14 protein-coding genes are annotated in these 20513 nt (G+C 66.3%); 1 reads left to right on the top strand and 13 read right to left on the bottom strand.

Translation table 11 applies throughout. The features are described 5' to 3' along the window. The first annotated feature begins 20 nt into the window (after positions 1-20). A complete protein-coding gene (locus tag HHL13_RS20895; RefSeq protein WP_169557917.1) occupies positions 21-716 on the top strand; it encodes a YjjG family noncanonical pyrimidine nucleotidase in 696 nt (231 codons plus the stop codon). On the opposite strand, the gene HHL13_RS20890 is transcribed toward HHL13_RS20895, so the two are convergent. The 13 genes from HHL13_RS20890 to nirB form a co-directional block, all read right to left on the bottom strand. Then, positions 706-1611, bottom strand: coding sequence for a PEP-CTERM sorting domain-containing protein (locus tag HHL13_RS20890; RefSeq protein WP_169557916.1), 906 nt, complete (start codon positions 1609-1611; stop codon positions 706-708). The two genes, HHL13_RS20895 and HHL13_RS20890, sit on opposite strands and share 11 nt — an antisense overlap. A 47-nt stretch (positions 1612-1658) precedes the next feature. After that, complete coding sequence (locus HHL13_RS20885; RefSeq protein WP_346775620.1) at positions 1659-3686, bottom strand: ATP-binding protein; 2028 nt, start codon at positions 3684-3686, stop codon at positions 1659-1661. Further along, positions 3683-5170, bottom strand: a complete 1488-nt coding sequence (locus tag HHL13_RS20880) for an ATPase domain-containing protein (protein ID WP_169557915.1) — start codon at positions 5168-5170, stop codon at positions 3683-3685. Before HHL13_RS20880 ends, HHL13_RS20885 begins: the two co-directional genes overlap by 4 nt. 199 nt (positions 5171-5369) lie before the next feature. Beyond that, entirely contained in the window at positions 5370-6296 is a 927-nt protein-coding gene (locus HHL13_RS20875) for an SDR family NAD(P)-dependent oxidoreductase (RefSeq protein ID WP_169557914.1), read from the bottom strand. 102 nt (positions 6297-6398) lie between these two features. Beyond that, positions 6399-7094, bottom strand: a complete 696-nt coding sequence (locus HHL13_RS20870) for a TetR/AcrR family transcriptional regulator (RefSeq protein ID WP_240953947.1) — start codon at positions 7092-7094, stop codon at positions 6399-6401. A gap of 61 nt (positions 7095-7155) precedes the next feature. Continuing rightward, a complete protein-coding gene (locus HHL13_RS20865; protein ID WP_169558162.1) occupies positions 7156-8733 on the bottom strand; it encodes an AMP-binding protein in 1578 nt (525 codons plus the stop codon). Then, a complete protein-coding gene (locus HHL13_RS20860; RefSeq protein ID WP_169557913.1) occupies positions 8730-10361 on the bottom strand; it encodes a carboxylesterase family protein in 1632 nt (543 codons plus the stop codon). The genes HHL13_RS20865 and HHL13_RS20860 overlap by 4 nt, the downstream gene beginning before the upstream one ends. Continuing rightward, complete coding sequence (locus tag HHL13_RS20855) at positions 10358-11671, bottom strand: MFS transporter (protein WP_346775619.1); 1314 nt, start codon at positions 11669-11671, stop codon at positions 10358-10360. The genes HHL13_RS20860 and HHL13_RS20855 overlap by 4 nt, the downstream gene beginning before the upstream one ends. 3 nt (positions 11672-11674) lie before the next feature. Next, positions 11675-13987 (bottom strand): TonB-dependent receptor, encoded by a 2313-nt coding sequence (locus HHL13_RS20850; protein ID WP_169557912.1) that lies wholly within the window; start codon positions 13985-13987, stop codon positions 11675-11677. 157 nt (positions 13988-14144) lie between these two features. Further along, a complete protein-coding gene (gene cobA / locus HHL13_RS20845) occupies positions 14145-14927 on the bottom strand; it encodes a uroporphyrinogen-III C-methyltransferase (protein WP_169557911.1) in 783 nt (260 codons plus the stop codon). Beyond that, positions 14920-17520, bottom strand: coding sequence for a nitrate reductase (locus HHL13_RS20840; protein ID WP_169557910.1), 2601 nt, complete (start codon positions 17518-17520; stop codon positions 14920-14922). Before HHL13_RS20840 ends, cobA begins: the two co-directional genes overlap by 8 nt. A 136-nt stretch (positions 17521-17656) precedes the next feature. Further along, complete coding sequence (nirD, locus tag HHL13_RS20835; protein WP_169557909.1) at positions 17657-17995, bottom strand: nitrite reductase small subunit NirD; 339 nt, start codon at positions 17993-17995, stop codon at positions 17657-17659. After that, the gene (nirB, locus tag HHL13_RS20830; RefSeq protein ID WP_169557908.1) at positions 17992-20508 is read right to left on the bottom strand and encodes a nitrite reductase large subunit NirB; all 2517 of its coding nucleotides are present in this window, start codon (positions 20506-20508) and stop codon (positions 17992-17994) included. The genes nirD and nirB overlap by 4 nt, the downstream gene beginning before the upstream one ends. Positions 20509-20513: the final 5 nt, after the last annotated feature.

Genomic DNA, 20513 nt, shown 5'->3' with positions numbered 1-20513 from the left:
GGCCCTAGCCCCGGCCGCGCATGAAGTACCGCCAGTTCCTGTTCGACCTCGACGACACGCTGCTCGACTTCAAGGCGTCGGAAAGGCTCTCGTTCGAACGCACCCTCGCCGCGCTGGGCCTCGCAGCCGAGACCGCCGCGATCTTCCCGCACTACCAGCGCGAGAATGCCGCGCTCTGGGCCGAATTCGAGCAGGGCCGCGTCGCCAAGGACTGGCTCAAGGTCGAGCGTTTCCGCCGCGCCTTCGCCCATCACGGCGTCGACAGCGATCCGGCCCGGGCCAGCACCCATTATCTCGATTGCCTGCCCCAGACGGTGGTGCTGATCGACGGCGCCGCACAGCTCTGCGAGCGCCTCGCCGCGATCGGCGAGATCGGCATCATCACCAACGGCATCGAAGCCGTGCAGACCACCCGCATCGCCAATTCCGGCCTCGCCCCGTTCCTGTCCTTCGTCGCGACGTCCGAAACGTGCGGCCATGCCAAGCCCGATGCGCGCTTCTTCGACTATGCCGCCGCCCGCTTCCGCCGCTTCGCCAAGCCCGAAGCGATCATCGTCGGCGACCGGCTCGACGCAGACATCGCCGGCGCGCACGGGTTCGGGATCGACAGTTGCTGGTTCAACCCGGCCGATGCGGCGCTGAATGGCGGCCCCGCGCCTACCTATCAGGCGGCGCGGCTGGACGAGATCGAAGCGATCCTCGCCGTTACGGCCTGACCGCGCGCAGCCGGCTTCCCTGAAACGCCAGCTCGGTCGCAGCGATCTCGCGCAGCCGCTTCGCAACATCGGGCTTGATGCCCAGATCGTCCGCCGCCCGTTCCTTGCCGTCCAGCACGCGCGGATCGAGCTTCGTCACCATCGCGAACACCACCAGCGCCTCCAGATAATAGCCCTCGGCGCTGGCATGATACTGGTCCCAGCCCCACAGGCTGACCTGATCGAACGCGATGCCGTCATAGGGATTGTCATCCGCCACGCCGTCGCGCATCGCCCGGTTCCACGCGGTCCCCACCGGTAACACCGCATCGATCCCCCCGCCCGGCGTCAGCGCCAGCAAATTCACCGCCATCAGGTCCTCCGCCATCTTCGCGATCGGCTGGCCATGCCAGTGTCCGGCCGGACGATAGACCTGATCCGCGCGCGACCAGGTCGACATCAGAAGCATCTCGACCTGCGGATTGCGCGCGCGGAAGAGATCGGACAGGCCCCGCGCCGCCGCCAGATGCCCCGTCCCATCCCCCGGCAGCTTGGGATCGAGCACGCTGTGCCCCTGCAGCACCACCACGTCCCACGCCCGGTCGATCACCCCGCGCTTCTCGGCCAGATGGAAGCCCAGCGTCTTGCCCGGCGACGTCTCGAGGCTGACCGTCCAGTCCAGCCCCGCCTCTCCGGCAAAGGTGGCGAACAGCGCCGGCACCCCGCCGATCCCTTCGCCGTTCAGATCGGTCACCCGATCGGTATGATAGCGCTTCACCGGTGACGCCGCGCCGAAGGTGAAGCTGTTCCCAACGAAGAGAATGCTCCGCGCGGCCGCCGGAGTTGCAGCGAACAGCGCGACAAGCAGGAAGGCGTTGACGAGGGCGGTGAGCCAGTGGCGGGGATCGCGAAGCATCCGGTCAGAAAGCGCCCAGGAAGACGGATTCGTCAATCGCGTTATACTCAAGCGCAATCCGTTGGCAGGGTCTCGCCCGTGTGGAACAGCCGGTAGAGCGACCGCGCAAGATCCGCCTGCCGGAACGGTTTGGTCAGCTGCGGCAAACCGATATCGAGATCGCCGCCGGCATATCCGGTGATCACCAGAACCGGCAGGTCGGGATTGATCTCCCCGACGCGCCCCGCCAGCGCCGCGCCGTTCATGCCCGGCATCATATAATCGGTGATGAGCAGATCGATCGGCTCTCCCGCGATCAGCCTGTTCAGGGCCTGCGCCCCGCTCGCGGCCTCATGAACGACATGGCCCAACTCGCGCAGCATCTCGGCAGTGCCGATACGCACCAGCTGCTCGTCGTCGGCGAGCAGGATGTTGAGCGGCTCCATCTCCATCAGCGTGCTGTCGCTCGACAGACCGTTCGCCGCCGCGACGCCCGGCGCGAGCGGCAGATACAGGCTCGCCTGCGTTCCCTGCCCCGGTGCGCTGGTCAGTGTGAAGGCGCCCCCCAGCTGGCCGGCCAGACCATGCACCATCGAGAGACCAAGCCCGGTGCCCTTGCCCACTTCCTTGGTCGAATAGAAAGGTTCTATCGCCCGTGCGAGCGTCTCGGCGCTCATGCCGGTCCCGGTATCGCTCACCACGATGCGGACATAGTCGCCCGCGGCGAGCCCACTCACTTCCAACGCATCCACGCGCACATGCGACGCCGCGATCGTCAATATCCCGCCCTCGAGCATCGCATCGCGGGCGTTGACGCTCAGATTCAGGATCGCCAGCTCGAGCTGATTGGGGTCGATCAGCGCCGGCGGCAGATCCTGCGAACATTCGACTCTCAACGAGATCGACGGCCCGATGGAGCTGGTCACGAGATCCTGCACGCCGGTCAGCAAGCTGCAAATATCGGTCGCCCGGGTCTCGAGCGCCTGCCGCCGGGCAAAGCCAAGCAACCGGCTGACCAGCACCCTCGCGCGCTCGGCCGATTGCAAGGCGCCGTCGATCAGCCGCGCCATGCGCGGATCATGGTCGGCGGAACGGCGGTGCAGCAGGTCGAGTGCGCCAGTGATGGGGGTCAGCAAATTGTTCACGTCATGCGCGACCCCGCCGGTCAACTGACCGATCGTTTCGAGCTTCTGCGCCTCATGCAGCTGTTCGGCCGCAGCCTGCCGCTCCGCGACTGCCGCCTCGATGCGCCGCTCGAGCGTTTCGTTGAGTTCGCGCAGCGCAATTTCGGCGCGCTTCCGCTCGGTCACGTCCTGAAAGACGACAGCGACCTCGCTGCGTTCGCGCGGCTCGACACGGAATGCGGAAAGCTCCAGATGCCGCCCGGTGGCGATAAGTTCGCGCTCGAACCGGATCGGCTCGCCGGATGTCAGAACACCGCGATACAGATCGACCCAACCATCCGCTTCGTCCGGCACCATTTGCCGTACATATTGTCCGACGACATTGGGAATCCCTGCATGCCGCTCATAGGCCGGGTTGGCCTGGACATGGACATAGTCGCTCAAGGGACCATGCGGCCCATCGACAAACCGGATGATGCAAAAGCCTTCGTCCATCGTCTGGAACAGGGTCGCGTACCGCGTTTCGCTTTCGCGCAGTTCGATCAGGCGTGCGCGCGCTTCATATTGCCGCCTCCGGCCGCGCAGCGCCGACCGCACCAGACTGATCAGCGTGGTCGGATGGAATGGCCGCTCGAGGAAGGTGACGTTGCCCAAAACCTCGAGATGACGAGCTGCCGCCGGGTTTCGCTCGAGGCCGCCGCCCCGGCTGGTCAGCAGCACGAATGGCAGGTCCGACCATTCTTGCTGGCCCGCCAGCCAGTCGGAGAGCGGCCGCAGGTCGGCGGTTGCCACTGCCTCTTCGGTGACGAGGACGAATCCCGCCCCGGCATTGAGCCCGTCGATCAGGCTAGCCAGCGAATCACAGACAACGGCCTCGATGCCGCCCTCCGCGAGCATGGCCGCAGCAACCATCGCATCGCGCCCACGCGGTGCGAGTACCAGCGCACGTTCGGAGACGGTGGTCTGCTTCACGCCCCGTCAGACTTCAGCAGGCCCGCCTCGCCGACAAAATTGGGAACACCCCGCAAAATGCCCTGAAATCCAGTCAGCGGCGGGCCAAGCGTGAAGCCGCGCGGGCCGATCATATATTCGCGGATGATATCTTCATGTGCGCTCATACGCTTCTTAACGATCGAGATCGCGCGACGGACGCGTCCTACCGCCTCGAAATATCGTAGCAGGATAACGGTGTCGGCGAGATAGGTGACGTCGACCGGCGCTTTCATGTCGCCCACCAGTCCATGCTGCGCGACCGTCAGGAATGTCGTCGCCCCCTGCCGGTTGAGATATTGCAGCAGTTCGTGGACGTGCAGGATCAGCGCGTGCTCGCCCGGCATCGCCGCCTGATAACCGTTGAGGCTGTCGATCACGATCGTTCGCGCGCCATGCGCTTCGACGCACTCGCGTACCCGTGTCGAGAATTCGCCGGGCGTCAGTTCCGCGGCGTCGACCTGCTCCAGCACCAGATCGCCGGCATCGATCATCGCCTGAAGATCGATGTCGAGCCCCTTCGCGCGCTGCTTGAGCAGGCCCAGTTCCTCGTCGAACACGAACATCGCCGCATTCTCGCCGCGCGCGATCGTGTTCTTGACGAAGGTGAGTGCCAGAAGCGACTTGCCCGTGCCGGCCGGCCCCAGCATCAATACGCTTGAACCCCGCTCGACGCCGCCGCCCAGCAGCGCGTTGAATTCCGGCAGGTTCGTCTCAAGCACCTCGCGGTCGAAGCTGCTGTGATGCTCGCTCGACACCAGCCGGGGGAACACGCGGACCCCTCCGGTGTGAATCGCGAGATCGTGATAGCCGCCACGAAAGCGCCGGCCGCGATATTTGATGACCCGCATCCGCCGCCGTTCCGCACCATATTCCGGCGCCAATTCCTCGAGCCGAACAACGCCGTGCGCCACGGAGTGGACGGTCTTGTCGTTAGCGTCGGTGGTGAGGTCGTCGAGCATCAATACGGTCGCGCCACTGCGTGCGAAATAATGCTTCAGCGCCAGTATCTGGCGGCGATAGCGCAGCGAACTCTGCGCAAGCAGCCGGATTTCGGAAAGGCTGTCCAGCACCACGCGAGACGGCCGGATCTCCTCAAATGCTTCGAAAATCCGCCGGGTCGTCTCGCCCAGTTCGAGATCGGATGAATAGAGCAGGCTCTGCTGCTGCTGCTCGTCCAGCAGGCTCTCCGGCGGCACCAGTTCGAAAATATCGATGCCCCGTAAGTCCCAGCCATGCGATCTGGCCGTGGCGCGCAGTTCGTCCTCGGTTTCGGACAGCGTTATGTAGAGGCAACGCTCGTCGGTCGCCGCGCCGGTCATCAGAAATTGAAGTGCGATCGTCGTCTTGCCGGTGCCCGGGCTGCCTTCGAGCAGATACGCACGGGCCGGTTCGAGGCCTCCGCCCAACACATCATCCAGTCCGCGAATACCGGTCTTCGCTTGCTTAAACAGAGAGTCTGTCATGCATTTCTCCTGCCTTCACAGCGCGCGAACGTCGTTACGGTTCCGATCTACGGCTGCGGCAGCTAGCACAGGAGGCGTGCCCCGGGCTTGATCGAGGATACACATGTAAGCGATTGATCCGATGGCAGCTTCACAGAAAAACGGCCGACGAGGCTTCCGCCCCGCCGACCGTGATTTCGGACAATGCGACCCGAAAACTTCAGCTCTGCGCCATCACCGGCGCTTCAAACCCCGCGCTCGCCAGTTCGCGCTCGGCTTGCGTGAACCCGTACCCCGGCACGATCTCCCCGACCCGATCCGCCACAGCGTCCCACTCGCGCACCAGCGCCTCGCCGGCCTGATCTCCCGCGCCCAGATAGCAGCCCTGGGTCAGGGTCACGTTCGCCGTCGCGAAGTGACCGGCCCCGGCGCACAGGATCGCGCGCGTCGGCGCATCCTCGCTCACCAGCGCCAGCAAACCCGGACTCACCAGTGACGGGTTCAGCAGTTCGAGGCTGTCGCCCGACAATACGCCTTCGGTCATCCCGGTCGCGGCGGTCGGCGCGAGGCAATTGACGCGGATGCCGTATTTCTCGCCCTCGATCGCCAGCGTCTGCATTAGCCCGACCAGCGCCATTTTCGCCGCGCCGTAATTCGCCTGGCCGAAGTTCCCGTACAATCCGGACGACGAAGTTGTCATTACGATGCGGCCGTATTTCTGCTCGCGCATCACGTCCCAAACTGCCTTGGCGCACACCGCGGCACCCATCAGATGCACGTCCACCACGAGGCGGAAATCGTCGAGGCTCATCTTGGCGAAGCTCTTGTCGCGCAGGATGCCCGCGTTGCAGATCAGGATGTCGACCCGGCCGAACCGCGACACAGTCTCAACTATCATGGCTGCAACTGCCTGTTCGTCGGTCACCGAAGCCGCGAAACCGAACGCTTCGCCGCCCGCCGCGACGATCTCCGCCGCGACCTGGTCCGCGGCTTCCTGCCCCAGATCGTTGACCACGATCCGCGCGCCCTGCCGCGCCAGGAACAGCGCATGGGCACGGCCCAGCCCGCCTCCGGCTCCGGTCACGATCGCGACCCGCCCGGCCAGCGGCTGGCCGGCCGCGCCGGCTTCGACAGTCTTAAACGGCATCCGAATTCCTCTCGTCATCCACGCTTCCGCACGTGGTTCGCAACTAACTCACTAACTGGTGAGTTAATATCTTGGGCGCAAATTGTGCGCAACCTTCGCAAACTACGGCGTCTCGTTCCCGCTGTTCCCCCGGGCACACACGGCCAGAAACCCCGCCGCCATGAACGACGCCATCCGGTCCTTCACCGCTACGAAATCGTCCGACCGGCACAGCCCGCCCGACAGCTTGTCGATCCGCCCCGTCCGCGCCAGCGTGAGCATCAGCGCGCCCGTAACGAAATGATATCCCCAGAAAATATCGGCCTCGCTGCAATCGGGCAATGCCCTTTTCAGCAGGTCGATGAGCCGCAGCACGACCGGATCGAAATGCTCGTCCATCAACTCGGCGCCCCATTCGGGCGCGTTGGCCACCTGCGCGCCCAGCGCGGCGTAATTCTTCCAGCCCTCGCCGCCCTCGATATACAAATCGAGGTCGGTATCGAGGAACGCCCGCAGCGCGCCTTCCACGCTGGGCTTGCCGCCGGTCGCGGCGTCATAATCGTCCAGCGCTCGCATCCGCCGCTCGCTGGTCACCACCGCCCGCCTCGCGAACACCGCGTCGAACAGCTTCTTCTTGTCCTCGAAATAATAGTTGAGCAGCGTGTGGTGCACGCCCACTCGCTTGGCCACGTCCTTCAGGGTGACGCCGTACAGCCCATGCTTCGAGAACAGATACTCGGCTGCGTCGAGAATCTGTTCCATCATCTCGGCGCGCTGCTCGGCCTTTTTCGAGCTGCGGCGGGGTTTCACGTCTGCCATTTTAACGTCTTCCGGCACTAATCAGCCTTTCGGGTGGCGAAGGGTGTGGACAAGTCCACCCTCAGCCGTTGCTGTATTCGGATCGCAAGCGCATCTTGTCGATCTTGCCCGTCGACGCCAGAGGCATGTTGGAGAGGCGATAGACCGCATCGGGGATCCACCACGGCGCGAACCGCGCCTGAAGCGGGGCCAGCAGCGCCTCGTCGCTGATCACCTCTTCGCCGCGGGTCTCCACGAGCAGGATCGGCCGCTCGCCCCATTTGGGATCGGATCGGCCGATCACCGCCGCCAGCGACACTTCGGGAATGGCGCCCACCACGGCTTCGATCTCGGCCGGATTGATCCACTCGCCGCCCGACTTGATCAGGTCCTTCGCCCGGCCGGTGATGCTAAGATTCCCCTGCCGGTCGATCCGCGCGAGGTCGCCCGTGCCGAACCAGCCATCGGCGTCGAGCGCGGTTTCGTCATGCCCGAAATAGCGATCGATCACCGCCGCCCCGCGCACCCGCAAATGCCCCTCCACATCGCGCTGCTCGGGCAGCGCCACGCCTTCCGCATCGGTCAGCAACAGGTCCACCCCGATCGCCGGACGCCCGGACAGCGCCGATCGCGAAGGATCGCCCGGCGCCGAAACCGTGCCCGAGGGCGACAGCTCGGTCATGCCCCAGCTCGTCTGGATCTTCACGCCAAGCCGCGTCTCGATCCGCGTCATCAGCGCGGGCGGCAATGGCGCGCCGCCCATGATGATCCGCTGGAGCGACGGCACCTGACCGCCGGTCGTCTCGAGATGCTCGACCAGCCCCAGCCACACCGTGGGCACGCCCACCGCGACGGTCACTTTCTCGGCTTCGATCAGCCGCGCGAGGCTCGCGCCATCCGCCAGCCGCCCGGGCAGCACCAGCTTGCCCCCCACCGAAGGCACCGCAAACGGCAGGCCCCAGGCATTGGCGTGGAACATCGGCACCACGACCAGCACCGCGTCGCTGCCCGAGATCGCCATCACATCGGTCTGCAACAGCCGCAGCGTGTGGAGGAAACTCGACCGATGGGTATAGGTCACCCCCTTCGGCGCGCCGGTCGTGCCCGAGGTGAAGCACAACCCCGACGGCGCCGTCTCGTCGAACTCGCCCCACACCACATCGCCGCTCGCCTCGGCGATCATCGGCTCGAGCAGGCGGACGCCGGGCGTTTCGGCAAAGCCCTGCGGCGCGTCGATAACCAATATCTGCGTGATGGCCGACACCCGATCGGCGATCTCGCGTGCGAGCGGGGCAAGATCGGCGCTGACCACCAGAATGCGCACCTGCGACTGCGCCGTCATCGCCGCCAGTTGCGCCCCGGTCAGCCGCGGGTTGAGCGTGTGGCACACCGCGCCCATGCCCATGATCGCATACCACGCCTCGACATGCGCCTGACTGTTCCACGCCAGCGTCGCCACCCGGTCGCCCGCAACAATGCCCAGCCCGGCCAGCACCGACGACACTCGCCGGCTGCGGTCCATCAGCGCGGCATAGCCGATCCGCCCGGTCCGCCCGCCTTCGTGCGCGGAAACGACTTCGGCTTCGGGATGCCATTTCGCGGCATGTTCGAGGAACTTGTCGAGCGTCAGTGCGAACGACTGCATCGCACCGTCGATCATCGGCACGCCGCCCCCGCTTCGGGAAGAACCGGCGCGATCACGCCGAAATTCCAGTTCCACGCAATGCCGCCCTTCGCACGGCGGCGGCACATTACCTTTTCACTCAACTCGTACATCCCGGGAAGCAGGTGGGTCGCGGCGCGCGGTGCGCCGGCGAAATACATGTAAGCGCGGGTCTCGCCATAGGCAGGCCAGGCCGATTGCCCCGCCGCGGCCGGCACGCCGGTCTTCGCGAACGAGGTCCAGTAATCGACCATCGCGTCGGACAATTGCCGCTCGGCGGCCGTGTCGGGCACCTTTGGCCAATATTGCGGCGTGCGATCGAGCGTTCCGAACATGTATGGGATCTCGCTGGCGTGGAAGCCGTGCAGCCCCGCGCTGTCCGCCGCCGGATAGCCGTGATCGAAATAATAGAGGTAGGAGGGCACCCCGGCCGCCGCCTGCTTCCGCACCATCCGCTCGGAGGTCCAGCCGTACAGCGCGTCGCGCGGGGTCGCCAGCATGCTCTCGGTCAGGTTGGCCGACGGATAGAGCTTCAGGAAATCCTCGGCCAGATCGCCGTAGCGATCGCGGATCGCCTTCTCATAGGTCGCGGCATCGGCGGGCACCGGCGGCATCAGGATGCGCAGCGAACGGATCTCGCCGCTGTTGAACCCGGTCAGCAGCGGCACCTTCGCCTGCTCGCCGCGATCGAACGTGTCGACCAGCTGGCGCGGGAGGATCTTCCCGTCGACCGTGCCCCAGGGCGAATAGCCTGCGGCAACGGCAGCGGCGGTCAGCGCTTCGGCATCGATCCCGCGCATCGCGGCGATATTCTCCGCGCCCAGCTTGCCCATCAACCAATAGCCGACGCCCTCGGCGGGCACGTCGCCATGCGGCGAAGTTCGCAGTTGCGGGGTAGAGATCATGTATGCGCTCTGGGCGATCGCCTTCGCAAACAACCCTTTCGCGCGGGGCGACGCCAGCAGATACATCACGCTCAGCGCGCCCGCGGATTCGCCTGCGACGGTGACGTTGCCCGCATCGCCGCCGAACGCGCCGATATTCTTCTTCACCCATTCGAGCGCCGCGACCTGATCGAGCAGGCCGTAATTGCCCGAAACATCCTGCCCCGATTCCTTGCTCAGCTCGGGATGCGCCAGATAGCCGAGCACCCCCAGCCGGTAGTTGATCGATACCACGATCACGCCGCGCTTCGCCAGCGCCGCGCCGTCATACATCGACAGGCTGCTCGCCCCGGTGGCGAGCGCGCCGCCGTGGATCCACACGAACACCGGCGCCCTGGCCGCGTTCGCCGGTGTCCAGATGTTGAGCGACAGGCAGTCCTCGCTCATCGCGGGCAGCACTTCATTGTAGATGCCGGTGCCCCGCGCCTGCGGCTGGATGCACGCCGCGCCGAACCGGGTCGCGTCGCGCTCGCCCTTCCACGCCGGCATCGCCACCGGCGCGCGCCAGCGGCGGCGACCGACCGGCGGCAGGGCGTAGGGAATGCCCTTGAAGCTGTTGACCCCGTCCACCGCCGCGCCGCGCAACGTGCCAGCGGGCGCGGTCACCACCGGCGCCTGCGCCATCGCCGGATCGGGCAGGACGAGCGCGGCCGCCAGCGCGGTACCCAGAAGCAGTTTCATGCGGACACCTGTAAGGACTGGGCTTCGCGGCTACGCAGCAGCCGGGCAAGCCAGAGGAAGAGGGCGATGGCGATCAGATAGAAGGGCGTCAGCGTGTAGAGCGCGGACTGAAGCGAATGGAGGCTGCCATTCGCCTTGAACCAGTCGCTGGCGAAGCCGACCCAGGTGGGTCCGAGACCCAGCCCGATAAAGTTCATCACCAGCAACAGCAACGCGCCCGCAAGCACCCGCTGGTTGGGCTTCACTTCCTCCTGGACCAGCGCCACCGATGCGGAGAGGTAGAAATAGTTGAACATCATCACGACGCTCAGCAACGCCAGCGCCATCGGCCAGCCGGGCGCCCAGACGAAACCGATATAGAAGGGCATCGCGACCATCAGCGACAGCGCGGGCGCCATCGCGTATCCGGCGCGCGACTTGCGCACCATCCGGTCTATCACCCGGCCGGAGATGACCATGCCGCCGCCCATCCCGAGCAGCAGCACCAGCGCGTACCAGACCGCGACATCCCCGAGCAGCATTCCCTTTTCGCGCATCAGGAACAGCACCGCGAAATTGCCCAGGCCATAGGTGACGAACTGGGTCGCCCCGCTGCCGAGCGCCGCCAGCATCAGGACCGGGTTGGACAGGAACATGCCCACCGTCGACCAGAAGCCCGCGCTCTCCGGCTTCTCGGCGGCCTGCACCGCGTCGGTCGCGCCCTTTTGCGGCTCACGGATGAACAGCCAGACGCACAGGGCAGTCACGATGCCGATCGCGCCGACGACAATGAAGGGCATCCGCCATCCATAGGCGTCGGCAATGGCCGCGCCGAAGGCCACGCCCGCCGCAGCGCCGATCGCCGGCCCGAGATTGAAGATGCTCAGCGCCGTGGCGCGCTTGCCCGGCGGATAGGTGTCGGTAATGATCGCGTAGGAAGGCGGCACGCCGCCCGCTTCGCCGAAGCCGACCATCATCCGCGCCACGACCAGCTGGGTATAGTTGCTCGCCATGCCGCACGCGACCGTCGCCCCGCTCCAGATCGCGCAAGCGAGCGAGAGCACGCCGACGCGATTGGTGCGGTCGGCGAACCAGCCCACGGGGATCGCGATAAAGCAATAGAACATCGCGAAATACAGGCCGCCGATCAGTCCGAGCTGACCGTCGCTCACCTGCAACGAATCCTGCAGCGGCTTGGCGAGGATGCCGATCAGCTGCCGGTCGAGGAAATTGAGCACATAGACGAAGGTCAGCATTCCCAGCACGAACCAGGCACGGCTCCCCGGCTGCGCCTGAAGCGCGGCCGGGGGCGAGATCGGCGCGGCGGTCACCGCTTAGAGGCCGTAACCGAGACGAATGCCGAAGGTTCGCGGCCGCATCGTGCCGAAGCGGCTGACGAGGAACGCCTCGGGATGGATATAGGTGATCGAATGATCGTCGAAGACATTCTCGACATAGATTTGTCCCGACCAGTCGCCCTTCTTCACGCCGAAGCTGAGATTGACGTTGTTATACTCGTCGGTCTTGCCGAAGGTCGACAGACGCAGCGCTGGGTTGCCCGGCGTGTTCGGGAACGAGCTGTTATACGATCCGACATGCTGGGCGTTGATCGCGAAGGTGCCCTGCGCATCGCCGCCCAGACCGAAGGTATAGGCGACATAGGCCGAGCCCTGAAGGCGCGGCGCCGACAGGCGATGGCCCAGCACCGCACCCGAGATCGCGGCTTCGCTCGGCGAGAGCTTGGTGATCTTGGAGTCGTTGTACGATCCGTTGAAGCCGAGCATCAGGCCGGTGGTCGGCACCACGCTCATCTCGATCTCGAAGCCCTTGCTGCGCGCCGCGCCGATATTGGTGGCGAACTGCACCGAGTCCGAAACGCGGTTGGCCTGCGCCTGGATGTTGCTCCAGTCGATCAGGTAGAAGGCCAGGTTGATGTTCACCCGCCCGTCGAGCCAGCGACCCTTGGCGCCCAGCTCATAGCTTTTCAGATCGTCCGATTCCGCACCATAGGGAATCACGATGTCGGCCGGATTGACCAGGCTTGCCCGTCCGGCAAACGCATTGACGATCGGCGCGCGGAAGCCGGTCGAGAAGGTCGCATAGGTGGTCAGCGAGTTGCTCGGCTTGAACGTCGCGCTCGCTTTCCATGACGGCTTCGATCCGGTCGCCTTGACGCCCGCCGTATAGGCATAGGGCGTGAAGGTGCTGGGCACGAAGTTCACCGGAATGCCGTACAGCGCATAGGTGAAATAGTTGAAGCCCGCTGCGGTCGCGAGATAGCCGCCCGCTTCGGTGAAGGCCTGCGCCGAGGTGCGGCCATAGCGCATCCCGCCGGTCAGCCAGAACCGGTCCGAGAAGCGGTAGGTCAGTTCGCCGAAGCCCGCGATCTCCTCGCTGATCGAATGGGTATATTGCTTCTGATAATATTGGTCCGGCAGGCCGGTGATGTTGCGGGCCGCCAGGAAGGCCGGGTTCGAGCGGTAGAAATAGTCCACGTCGCGGCGGCGGTTGAGATAGAAGCCGCCGACGACGAACTGGAACGGCCCGCTGAGCGCCGAAACCAGCCGGGTCTCCTGAACGAACACCTTGTCATAGGCGTTGGCATCGAGGCCGAACGCGATCGGCGCGGCCGGGAAGGATCCCGGCGCGAAGGTGCCGGCCAGATCGACCCAGAAACGCTGGTCGAAATCCGAATAGGTCGACGAGCTGGTCAGCTTCATGAAATCGAAGTCGTAGTCGATCGTGCCGTTGATCACCGTCTGCTTGCCGGTGAAGCGATCGGGCTGATCCGAGATGCGCTTTTCGCGGCCCAGCGACGGGCTGGTCAGCGAGGAATCCTTGGGATCGCTATTCTCGTACGAGCCGAGCAGGCGGATCGAGAGCCGGTCGGTCGGCTGCCACATCAGGATCGCGCGGCCGCCATAATCGACCAGCGTGTTCGAGTTATGGACGCCGGTGCCGACGTTATCGAGATAACCTTCCTCGTGCCGGTAGAAGCCCACCGCGCGCAGGCCGAGCTTGTCGTTCACCAGCGGAACGTTGACCATCACATTGTAGCGCTGGCGCAGCGAGTCCGATCCGGTCAGGCCGATATCGACAAGCCCCGAAGCATCGAATTCGTTGAGATTGGGACTCTTGTTGAGGATGCGCATCGCGCCCGACAGCGAACCCGATCCGAACAGCGTCCCCTGCGGCCCGCGCAGGAATTCGACGCGCTCGACATCGAACAGGTTGGGATCGACCACCGTGGTGTTGCCGATCGTCGAGACCGGCAGTTCGTCGATATAGACCGCGACCGAGCTCTGCAGATTGGCATTGTAGCCGTTGGTGGCGATGCCGCGCGCGGTGAAATTGTTGAAGTTCTGGGTCGGGCGATTGAGGATCACGCCCGGCGTCTCGCGGGCGACGCCTTCAAAGCCGACAATGCCCTTCTCGGTCAGATCCTTCTGCGAGAAGGCGGTGATGCTCAGCGGCACGTCCTGCAGCCGTTCGGCGCGGCGAGTCGCAGTGACGATGATTTCCTGATTCGAAGCGCCGTCGTCGTCATGGTCCTGCGATGCGGCGGCGGGCGCGTCTTGCGCCAGCGCCGGCGCCGCGACGGCGAGCAAGGCGGCTGCGCAGGCCGACCCCAGAAGAATGGCTCTCATGCGTTCTCTCCCAGCGAGCGCCGATCGTGAATGCCGGTCGCTACGAGGGTCAAGCTGCATGGCCGCGCAGCGAATGTCAACACTCACTATCACGCGCGTGAATATCTTGAGGGCTACGCGAAAACGCGTTGACCCCTCCCGCCCGGGCGGACCGGTCCTATTGCGTTACGGCCTCGCTGTGTTGCCGCGCCATCGCGCCACTGCGGTCCCCGGCGCCGACCGCTTCGCCCACCAGCAACAGCGCCGGGCTGCCGCTGGCGATCGACGTGACGCCGAGGTGGAGCAGGTCGAGGCGCGTGAACAACAGCCGCTCGTCGGGCAGGCTGACATTCGCGGCGATCAGCACCGGCGTTTGGGCCGGCATCCCTTTCGCCATCAACTGGCGCGCCACGTCGCGCGCAGCTTCTCGGCCCATATAGACCGCCAGCGTCGCCCCCGGATCTGCCAGCGCGGACCAGTCGAGCGCCAGCGCCTCGCCCGCGCGGGCATGGGCGGTCACGAACTGGAGCCGCCGCGAAAGGCCGCGCAGGGTGAGCGACACGCCAGCACTCGCCGCCGCAGCGCTGGCCGCGGTGATGCCGGGGCAGATGCGCACCGAAATTCCCTCGGCGCGCAAATGCGCCATCTCCTCGGCCGACCGCCCGAAGACCGAGGGGTCACCCCCCTTCAGCCGCACCACCCGCTCGCCATCCTGCGCGGCGGCGAGCAGCAGGTCGTTGATGCTGCCCTGATCCTTCGAATGCCGCCCCGAACGCTTGCCCACCGCGAGGCGGCGCACATGCGGCGGGATCAGGTCGAGCACACCGGGCCCGACCAGCGCGTCATAGAAGACGATGCTCGCCGCGCGGATCAGCCGCTCGGCCTTGCGGGTCAGCAGATCGGGATCGCCGGGACCCGCCCCGACCAGCCAGACTTCCCCCAGCGCGATTTCGTCAGCCATGCGCGGTCTCCTTGCTTTGTCCGATCAGCCGCTGGATAGCCGGGCGGCACGATCCGCAGTTGGTGCCCGCCGACAGCGCGCCGCCGACCGCTTCGACCGTGGTGAGTTGCTGCGCGCCGATCGCCGCGAGGATCGTCTTCATCCCCACATCGAAGCACACGCACACGATCGGCCCGTGATCTGGCGCGGGCGCGGCGGAGCGTCCCGCGAGCAGTTCGATCGGCGACGGCGCAGCAGCTTCGGCCAGTTGCGCGATCAGCCAGTCGCGCGGCGGCAGGCTGCCCGTCCGCGAGAGGTACAGCGCCGCGATCAGGCGCCCGCCGGAGACCACCGCATGCCGCATCTGCCCGCGCGCGGCGTCGACGGTCTCGATCCGCTCGCCCTTGGGCAACAACTGGCGGATCAGCCGCGCCGGATCGCCCTCGCCCGCCAGCTCGACCAGCCAGCCCTGCGCCACGCGGATGCGCGTCGCCCACAGCGCGTCGATCGCGCCGGGATCGTCGCGCGTGACGAGAAAGCCGCGCCATTCGACAGCGACGCGCTCGGCCTTGGCCGGCGTCGACTTGAACCCCGGCTGTCCCGAATGCGGATCGACCAGCGGACGCGGCAACAGGCCCGTGCGACCGCCGGTGGACTGGCGATCGGTCCAGTGGATCGGCGTGAAGATTTCCCCACGCCGCTGCCCGTCGCTCAGCGTCGCGCGAAACACGCTCACGCCCTGCGGTGTCGAGACCCGAGCCAGATCGCCCTCGGCGATGCCCAGCGCATCGGCATCCTCGGGATGTATCTCGACCAGAGGTTCGCGCCGATGGCTGCCGAGCCTGGGCGACAGGCCGGTGCGCGTCATCGTGTGCCACTGGTCGCGATACCGCCCGGTGTTCAGCGTCATCGGCCAGTTGACGAGCGGCGCGGGCAACGGTGCCTGCGCCACCGGCACCAGCCGCGCGCGGCCGGACGGAGTCGGGAAACGCCCGTCCGCGAACGGCTGTCCGCCCCAGCGCCACGGCGCCATCGCTTCATAGTCGGCGTTGGAGATCGCCGAGTGCCGCCCGATGTCGAACAGCCGCGTCCCGCCATTCTGGTAGGCCGAAAGGCGGGCATGTTCGCGGTAAATGTCCGCCGGACGGCTATAGGCGAACTCGCCGGTCCAGCCCATGCGGCGGCCGACTTCCTTGACGATCCACCAGTCGGGCTTCGCTTCGCCGGGCAGCGCGAACAACCGGCGCTGACGGCTGATCACCCGCTCCGAATTGGTGACCGTCCCGTCCTTCTCGCCCCATCCGGCGGCCGGCAGCTTCACATCCGCGAAGCGGCTGGTGTCGGTATCGGCGATACAGTCCGACACGACGACGAATGGGCACGCCGCCAGCGCCTCGCGCACCGCGCCGGCATCGGGCATCGACACGGCGGGATTGGTCGCCATCACCCACAGCGCCTTGATCCGCCCCTCGGCGATGCTGCGGAACAGATCGACGGCTTTCAGCCCCGGTTTGGGCGCGACCGCTTCGGCACCCCAGAAGCGCGCGACGCGCACGACATTTTCGGCTGCGAAATCCATGTGCGCCGCCAGCGTCGACGCCAGCCCGCCCACTTCGCGCCCGCCCATCGCATTGGGCTGGCCGGTGATCGAGAAGGGCGCCGCGCCGGGCTTGCCGATGCGGCCGGTGGCGAGGTGGACATTGGTGATCGCATTCACCTGATCGGTGCCGCGCAGCGACTGGTTCACCCCCTGGCTGAACATCGTCACGGCCCGCGGGTTGGCCGCGAACAGATCGAAGAAGCGCCTGAGGTCGGCAGGTTGGACGTCACACGCCCTCGCCACCGACCACAGGTCGCTCTCCTCTCCCACCTTCTCCCAAAAGTCGTCGGGGACGTCGACGCTTTGGGACAGGTAAGCAGGATCGATGATGCCCGCCTCGCGGCAATGCGCGAGCAGGCCGTTGAACAGGGCGACGTCGCTGCCCGGGCGGATCGCCAGATGCAGGTCGGCGTCCTCGCACGTCTCGGTGCGGCGCGGATCGATCACCACCAGCTTTGCGCCGCGCGCCGCGCGGGCGGCCATGATCCGCTGATAGACGATCGGGTGGCACCATGCGGTGTTCGACCCGACGAGCACGATCAGGTCCGCCGCGTCGAGATCGTCATAGCTCGCCGGCACCACATCCTCGCCGAACGCGCGCAGATGCCCGGCAACCGCGCTCGACATGCACAGCCGCGAATTGGTGTCGATGTTCGCCGATCCGATGAAGCCCTTCATCAGCTTGTTCGCGACGTAATAATCCTCGGTCAGCAACTGGCCCGAAACGTAGAAGGCGACGCTGTTCGGCCCATGCTGCACAACCGCGTCGCGAAACCGCTTCGCCACCAGATCGAGCGCCTTGTCCCAGCTCGCGCGCTTGCCGTTGATCTCAGGATACAGCAACCGCCCCTCGAGGCTGGTCGTCTCGCCCAGATGCGTGCCCTTCGAGCAGAGCCGCCCGCCGTTCGCGGGGTGGTCCGCATCGCCCCTGATCTCGACCGAACGCTCGCCGGTAACAGTCGCGACGATCCCGCAACCGACCCCGCAATAGGCGCAGGTGGTGCGGATGCTCATTTCCCTCTTCCCTTCAGGGGAGAGGGCGGCTGAGCGAAGCCAGGCCGGGAGAGGGGCAAGTGCCATGAACCTGCGGCAGGTCCCTCTCCCCGGCCCTCTCCCCGCAAGCGGGGAGAGGGAGAAGAAGTGTTTCCCCTCACGCCGCTGCCTTCAGCGCGGAACTGCGGCAGATCAACACGCGCCCGCTCACGATCTTCACCGGCACCACCGGCGTACAGCCCTTGTCCTCGCCCTGCGCCTCGCCGGTCTTCAGCGCGATGTTCCAGTTGTGCAGCGGGCAGGCGACGCTGTGGCCGTGGACGATGCCCTGGCTGAGCGGGCCGCCCTTGTGCGGGCAGCGGTTCACCAGCGCGAACACCTGATTGTCGCCGGTGCGGAACACCGCGATTTCCTCGCCCCCCGCGACCGGCACGGTGCGCGATCCGCGAACCGGGATCTGTTCGAGCCAGCCGATATCGAGCCAGTCTGCGGTCATGCGGGTTCTCCGTCCGTAAGGGCTTTGGCGGGATGGAATTCGGCCATGTGCGCGTGCTGGACGTGGGCGGAGGCGCGCTCGGCCCAGGGATCGTCCTGGCTGAAGCTCTGCGAATAGAGGAACCGCCCGGCCAGCGCGTCGCGGCCCTCGGCATCGTCGGCGATGCGCGCCTTCACATAATCGACGCCAACCCGCTCGATCCACGGCGCGGTTCGCTCCAGATAGCGAGCTTCCTCGCGGTAGAGCTGGATGAACGCCGCGCAGTAATGCATCGCCTCCGCCTCGGTCGCGACCTTGCAGAGGAAATCGGTGGCGCGGACATGGATGCCGCCATTGCCGCCGACCGACAGCTCATAGCCGCTGTCGACGCACACCACGCCGAAATCCTTGATCGTCGCTTCGGCGCAGTTGCGCGGGCATCCCGAGACCGCGATCTTGAACTTGTGGGGCATCCAGCTGCCCCAGGTCATATGCTCGATCTTGACGCCCAGCCCGGTCGAATCCTGCGTGCCGAAGCGGCACCATTCGGAGCCGACACAGGTCTTCACCGTGCGCAGCGACTTGCCATAGGCATGGCCGGAAACCATGCCCGCCGCGTTGAGATCGGCCCACACCGCGGGCAGATCCTCCTTCTTGATTCCGAAGATATCGAGCCGCTGCCCGCCGGTGACCTTCACCATCGGCGCGTTGAACTTCTCGACCACGTCGGCGATCGCGCGCAGCTCGCGCGGGTTGGTCAGGCCGCCCCACATGCGCGGGACGACCGAATAGGTGCCGTCCTTCTGGATGTTCGCGTGCATCCGCTCATTGACGAAGCGGCTCTGCTGATCGTCGACATAGTCGCCGGGCAGTGCGCACAGCAGATAGTAATTGAGCGCGGGGCGGCACGAGGAACAGCCGTCGGGCGTGCTCCAGTGCAGCTTCTGCATCACTTCGGGGATCGAGCGCATATCCTGCGCGACAATCTCGCGGCGGACATCGTCATGGCCGAAGCCGGTGCATTTGCACATCGTCTTCGGTCCCGACTGGACCGCGTCGCCCAGCGTCACCGCCAGCAGCGTCTCGACCAGCCCGGTGCACGACCCGCAGCTCGCCGATGCCTTGCACCCCGCGCGAACCGCATCGAGGCTGCACGCGCCCTTGTCGATGCAAGCGACGACCTGCCCCTTGGTCACGCCGTTGCAGCCGCAAATCTCGGCATCGTCCGAGAGCGCTGCAACGGCCGCCTTAGGGTCCGCCGCGCCCCCTCCCGAGGCGAAGGCCTGACCGAAGATCAGCAGGTCGCGGAGTTCGGACACATCCTCCTGCCGCTTGAGCAGGTCGAAATACCAGCCGCCGTCGCCCGTATCGCCATAGAGGACCGCACCGACGATCCGGTCGTCCTTCACGATCACGCGCTTGTACACCCCGCGCGATGCGTCGCGCAGCACGATGTCCTCCGCGCCGTCGCCGCCCGAGAAATCGCCCGCCGAAAAGACGTCGAGCCCCGCGACCTTCAGCTTGGTCGAGGTGACCGACCCGCGATAGCCGCTATGCTTCTCGACCAGCCCGTCGGCCAGCGCCCGGCACATGTCGAACAGCGGCGCGACCAGACCATAGACATTGCCGTCATGCTCGACGCACTCGCCCACCGCGAGGATCGCGGGGTCCGACGTCACCATATGATCGTCGACATGGATGCCGCGCCCGATCGCCAGCCCGGCCTCGCGCGCCAGCTTCACATTGGGCCGGATGCCCACCGCCATCACCACGATGCTCGCCGGGATCGTCGTGCCGTCCTTCAGCCGGACGCCCTCGACCTTGCCGTCGCCAAGGATCTCGGCGGTGTCCGCGCCGGTCAGGATCGTCTGCCCGCGCGCTTCCAGCGCCGTCTTGAGCAGCCAGCCGGCCGCTTCGTCGAGCTGCCGCTCCATCAGTGTCGGCATCAGATGCAGTACCGTGACCTTCATGCCGCGCAGGCTCAGGCCATGCGCCGCTTCGAGGCCGAGCAGCCCCCCGCCGATCACCACCGCGTCGCCGCCCGCATCGGCTGCGGCCAGCATCCGGTCGACATCATGCATGTCGCGGAAGCTGATAACGCCGTCGAGCGTGTGGCCCGGGCACGGGATGATGAACGGATCGGAACCGGTCGCGATCAGCAGCCGGTCATAGGCGACGCTGCGTCCCGAGGCTGCCGTAACCCGCTTCGCCGCCCGGTCGACCGACACCACCGCATCGCCCGCGATCAGTTCGATGCCGTTGTCGCGATACCATTGGTGGGTGTTGAGGATGATGTCCTCGAACGACTTCTCCCCGGCGAGCACCGGCGACAGCATGATCCGGTTATAGTTCACATGCGGCTCGGCGCCGAAGATGGTGACGCGGTAACGGCCCGCATCGCGCGCCAGCAGTTCCTCGACCGCGCGGCACCCGGCCATGCCGTTGCCGATCACCACCAGATGCTCGCGCTGCGGCGGCACGCCGGGCACGCCCTCCGCTGCCTCGCTGCTCCAGTCCGTCCCCGAAAGCTCCATCTCGC

This window comes from Sphingomonas sp. G-3-2-10 (genome assembly GCF_012927115.1).
In the GTDB taxonomy this organism is placed as follows: domain Bacteria; phylum Pseudomonadota; class Alphaproteobacteria; order Sphingomonadales; family Sphingomonadaceae; genus Sphingomonas.
Note: the sequence above shows the minus strand (reverse complement) of the source record. Positions and strands in the feature narration are given on the sequence as shown.

What these genes read in the sequence shown, in the direction of transcription:
- HHL13_RS20895 (WP_169557917.1), top strand. Translation starts at nt 21, where the DNA reads ATGAAGTACCGCCAGTTCCTGTTCGACCTCGACGACACGCTGCTCGAC.
- HHL13_RS20890 (WP_169557916.1), bottom strand. Translation starts at nt 1,611, where the DNA reads ATGCTTCGCGATCCCCGCCACTGGCTCACCGCCCTCGTCAACGCCTTC.
- HHL13_RS20880 (WP_169557915.1), bottom strand. Translation starts at nt 5,170, where the DNA reads ATGACAGACTCTCTGTTTAAGCAAGCGAAGACCGGTATTCGCGGACTG.
- HHL13_RS20875 (WP_169557914.1), bottom strand. Translation starts at nt 6,296, where the DNA reads ATGCCGTTTAAGACTGTCGAAGCCGGCGCGGCCGGCCAGCCGCTGGCC.
- HHL13_RS20870 (WP_240953947.1), bottom strand. Translation starts at nt 7,094, where the DNA reads ATGGCAGACGTGAAACCCCGCCGCAGCTCGAAAAAGGCCGAGCAGCGC.
- HHL13_RS20865 (WP_169558162.1), bottom strand. Translation starts at nt 8,733, where the DNA reads ATGATCGACGGTGCGATGCAGTCGTTCGCACTGACGCTCGACAAGTTC.
- HHL13_RS20860 (WP_169557913.1), bottom strand. Translation starts at nt 10,361, where the DNA reads ATGAAACTGCTTCTGGGTACCGCGCTGGCGGCCGCGCTCGTCCTGCCC.
- HHL13_RS20850 (WP_169557912.1), bottom strand. Translation starts at nt 13,987, where the DNA reads ATGAGAGCCATTCTTCTGGGGTCGGCCTGCGCAGCCGCCTTGCTCGCC.
- cobA (WP_169557911.1), bottom strand. Translation starts at nt 14,927, where the DNA reads ATGGCTGACGAAATCGCGCTGGGGGAAGTCTGGCTGGTCGGGGCGGGT.
- HHL13_RS20840 (WP_169557910.1), bottom strand. Translation starts at nt 17,520, where the DNA reads ATGAGCATCCGCACCACCTGCGCCTATTGCGGGGTCGGTTGCGGGATC.
- nirD (WP_169557909.1), bottom strand. Translation starts at nt 17,995, where the DNA reads ATGACCGCAGACTGGCTCGATATCGGCTGGCTCGAACAGATCCCGGTT.
- nirB (WP_169557908.1), bottom strand. Translation starts at nt 20,508, where the DNA reads ATGGAGCTTTCGGGGACGGACTGGAGCAGCGAGGCAGCGGAGGGCGTG.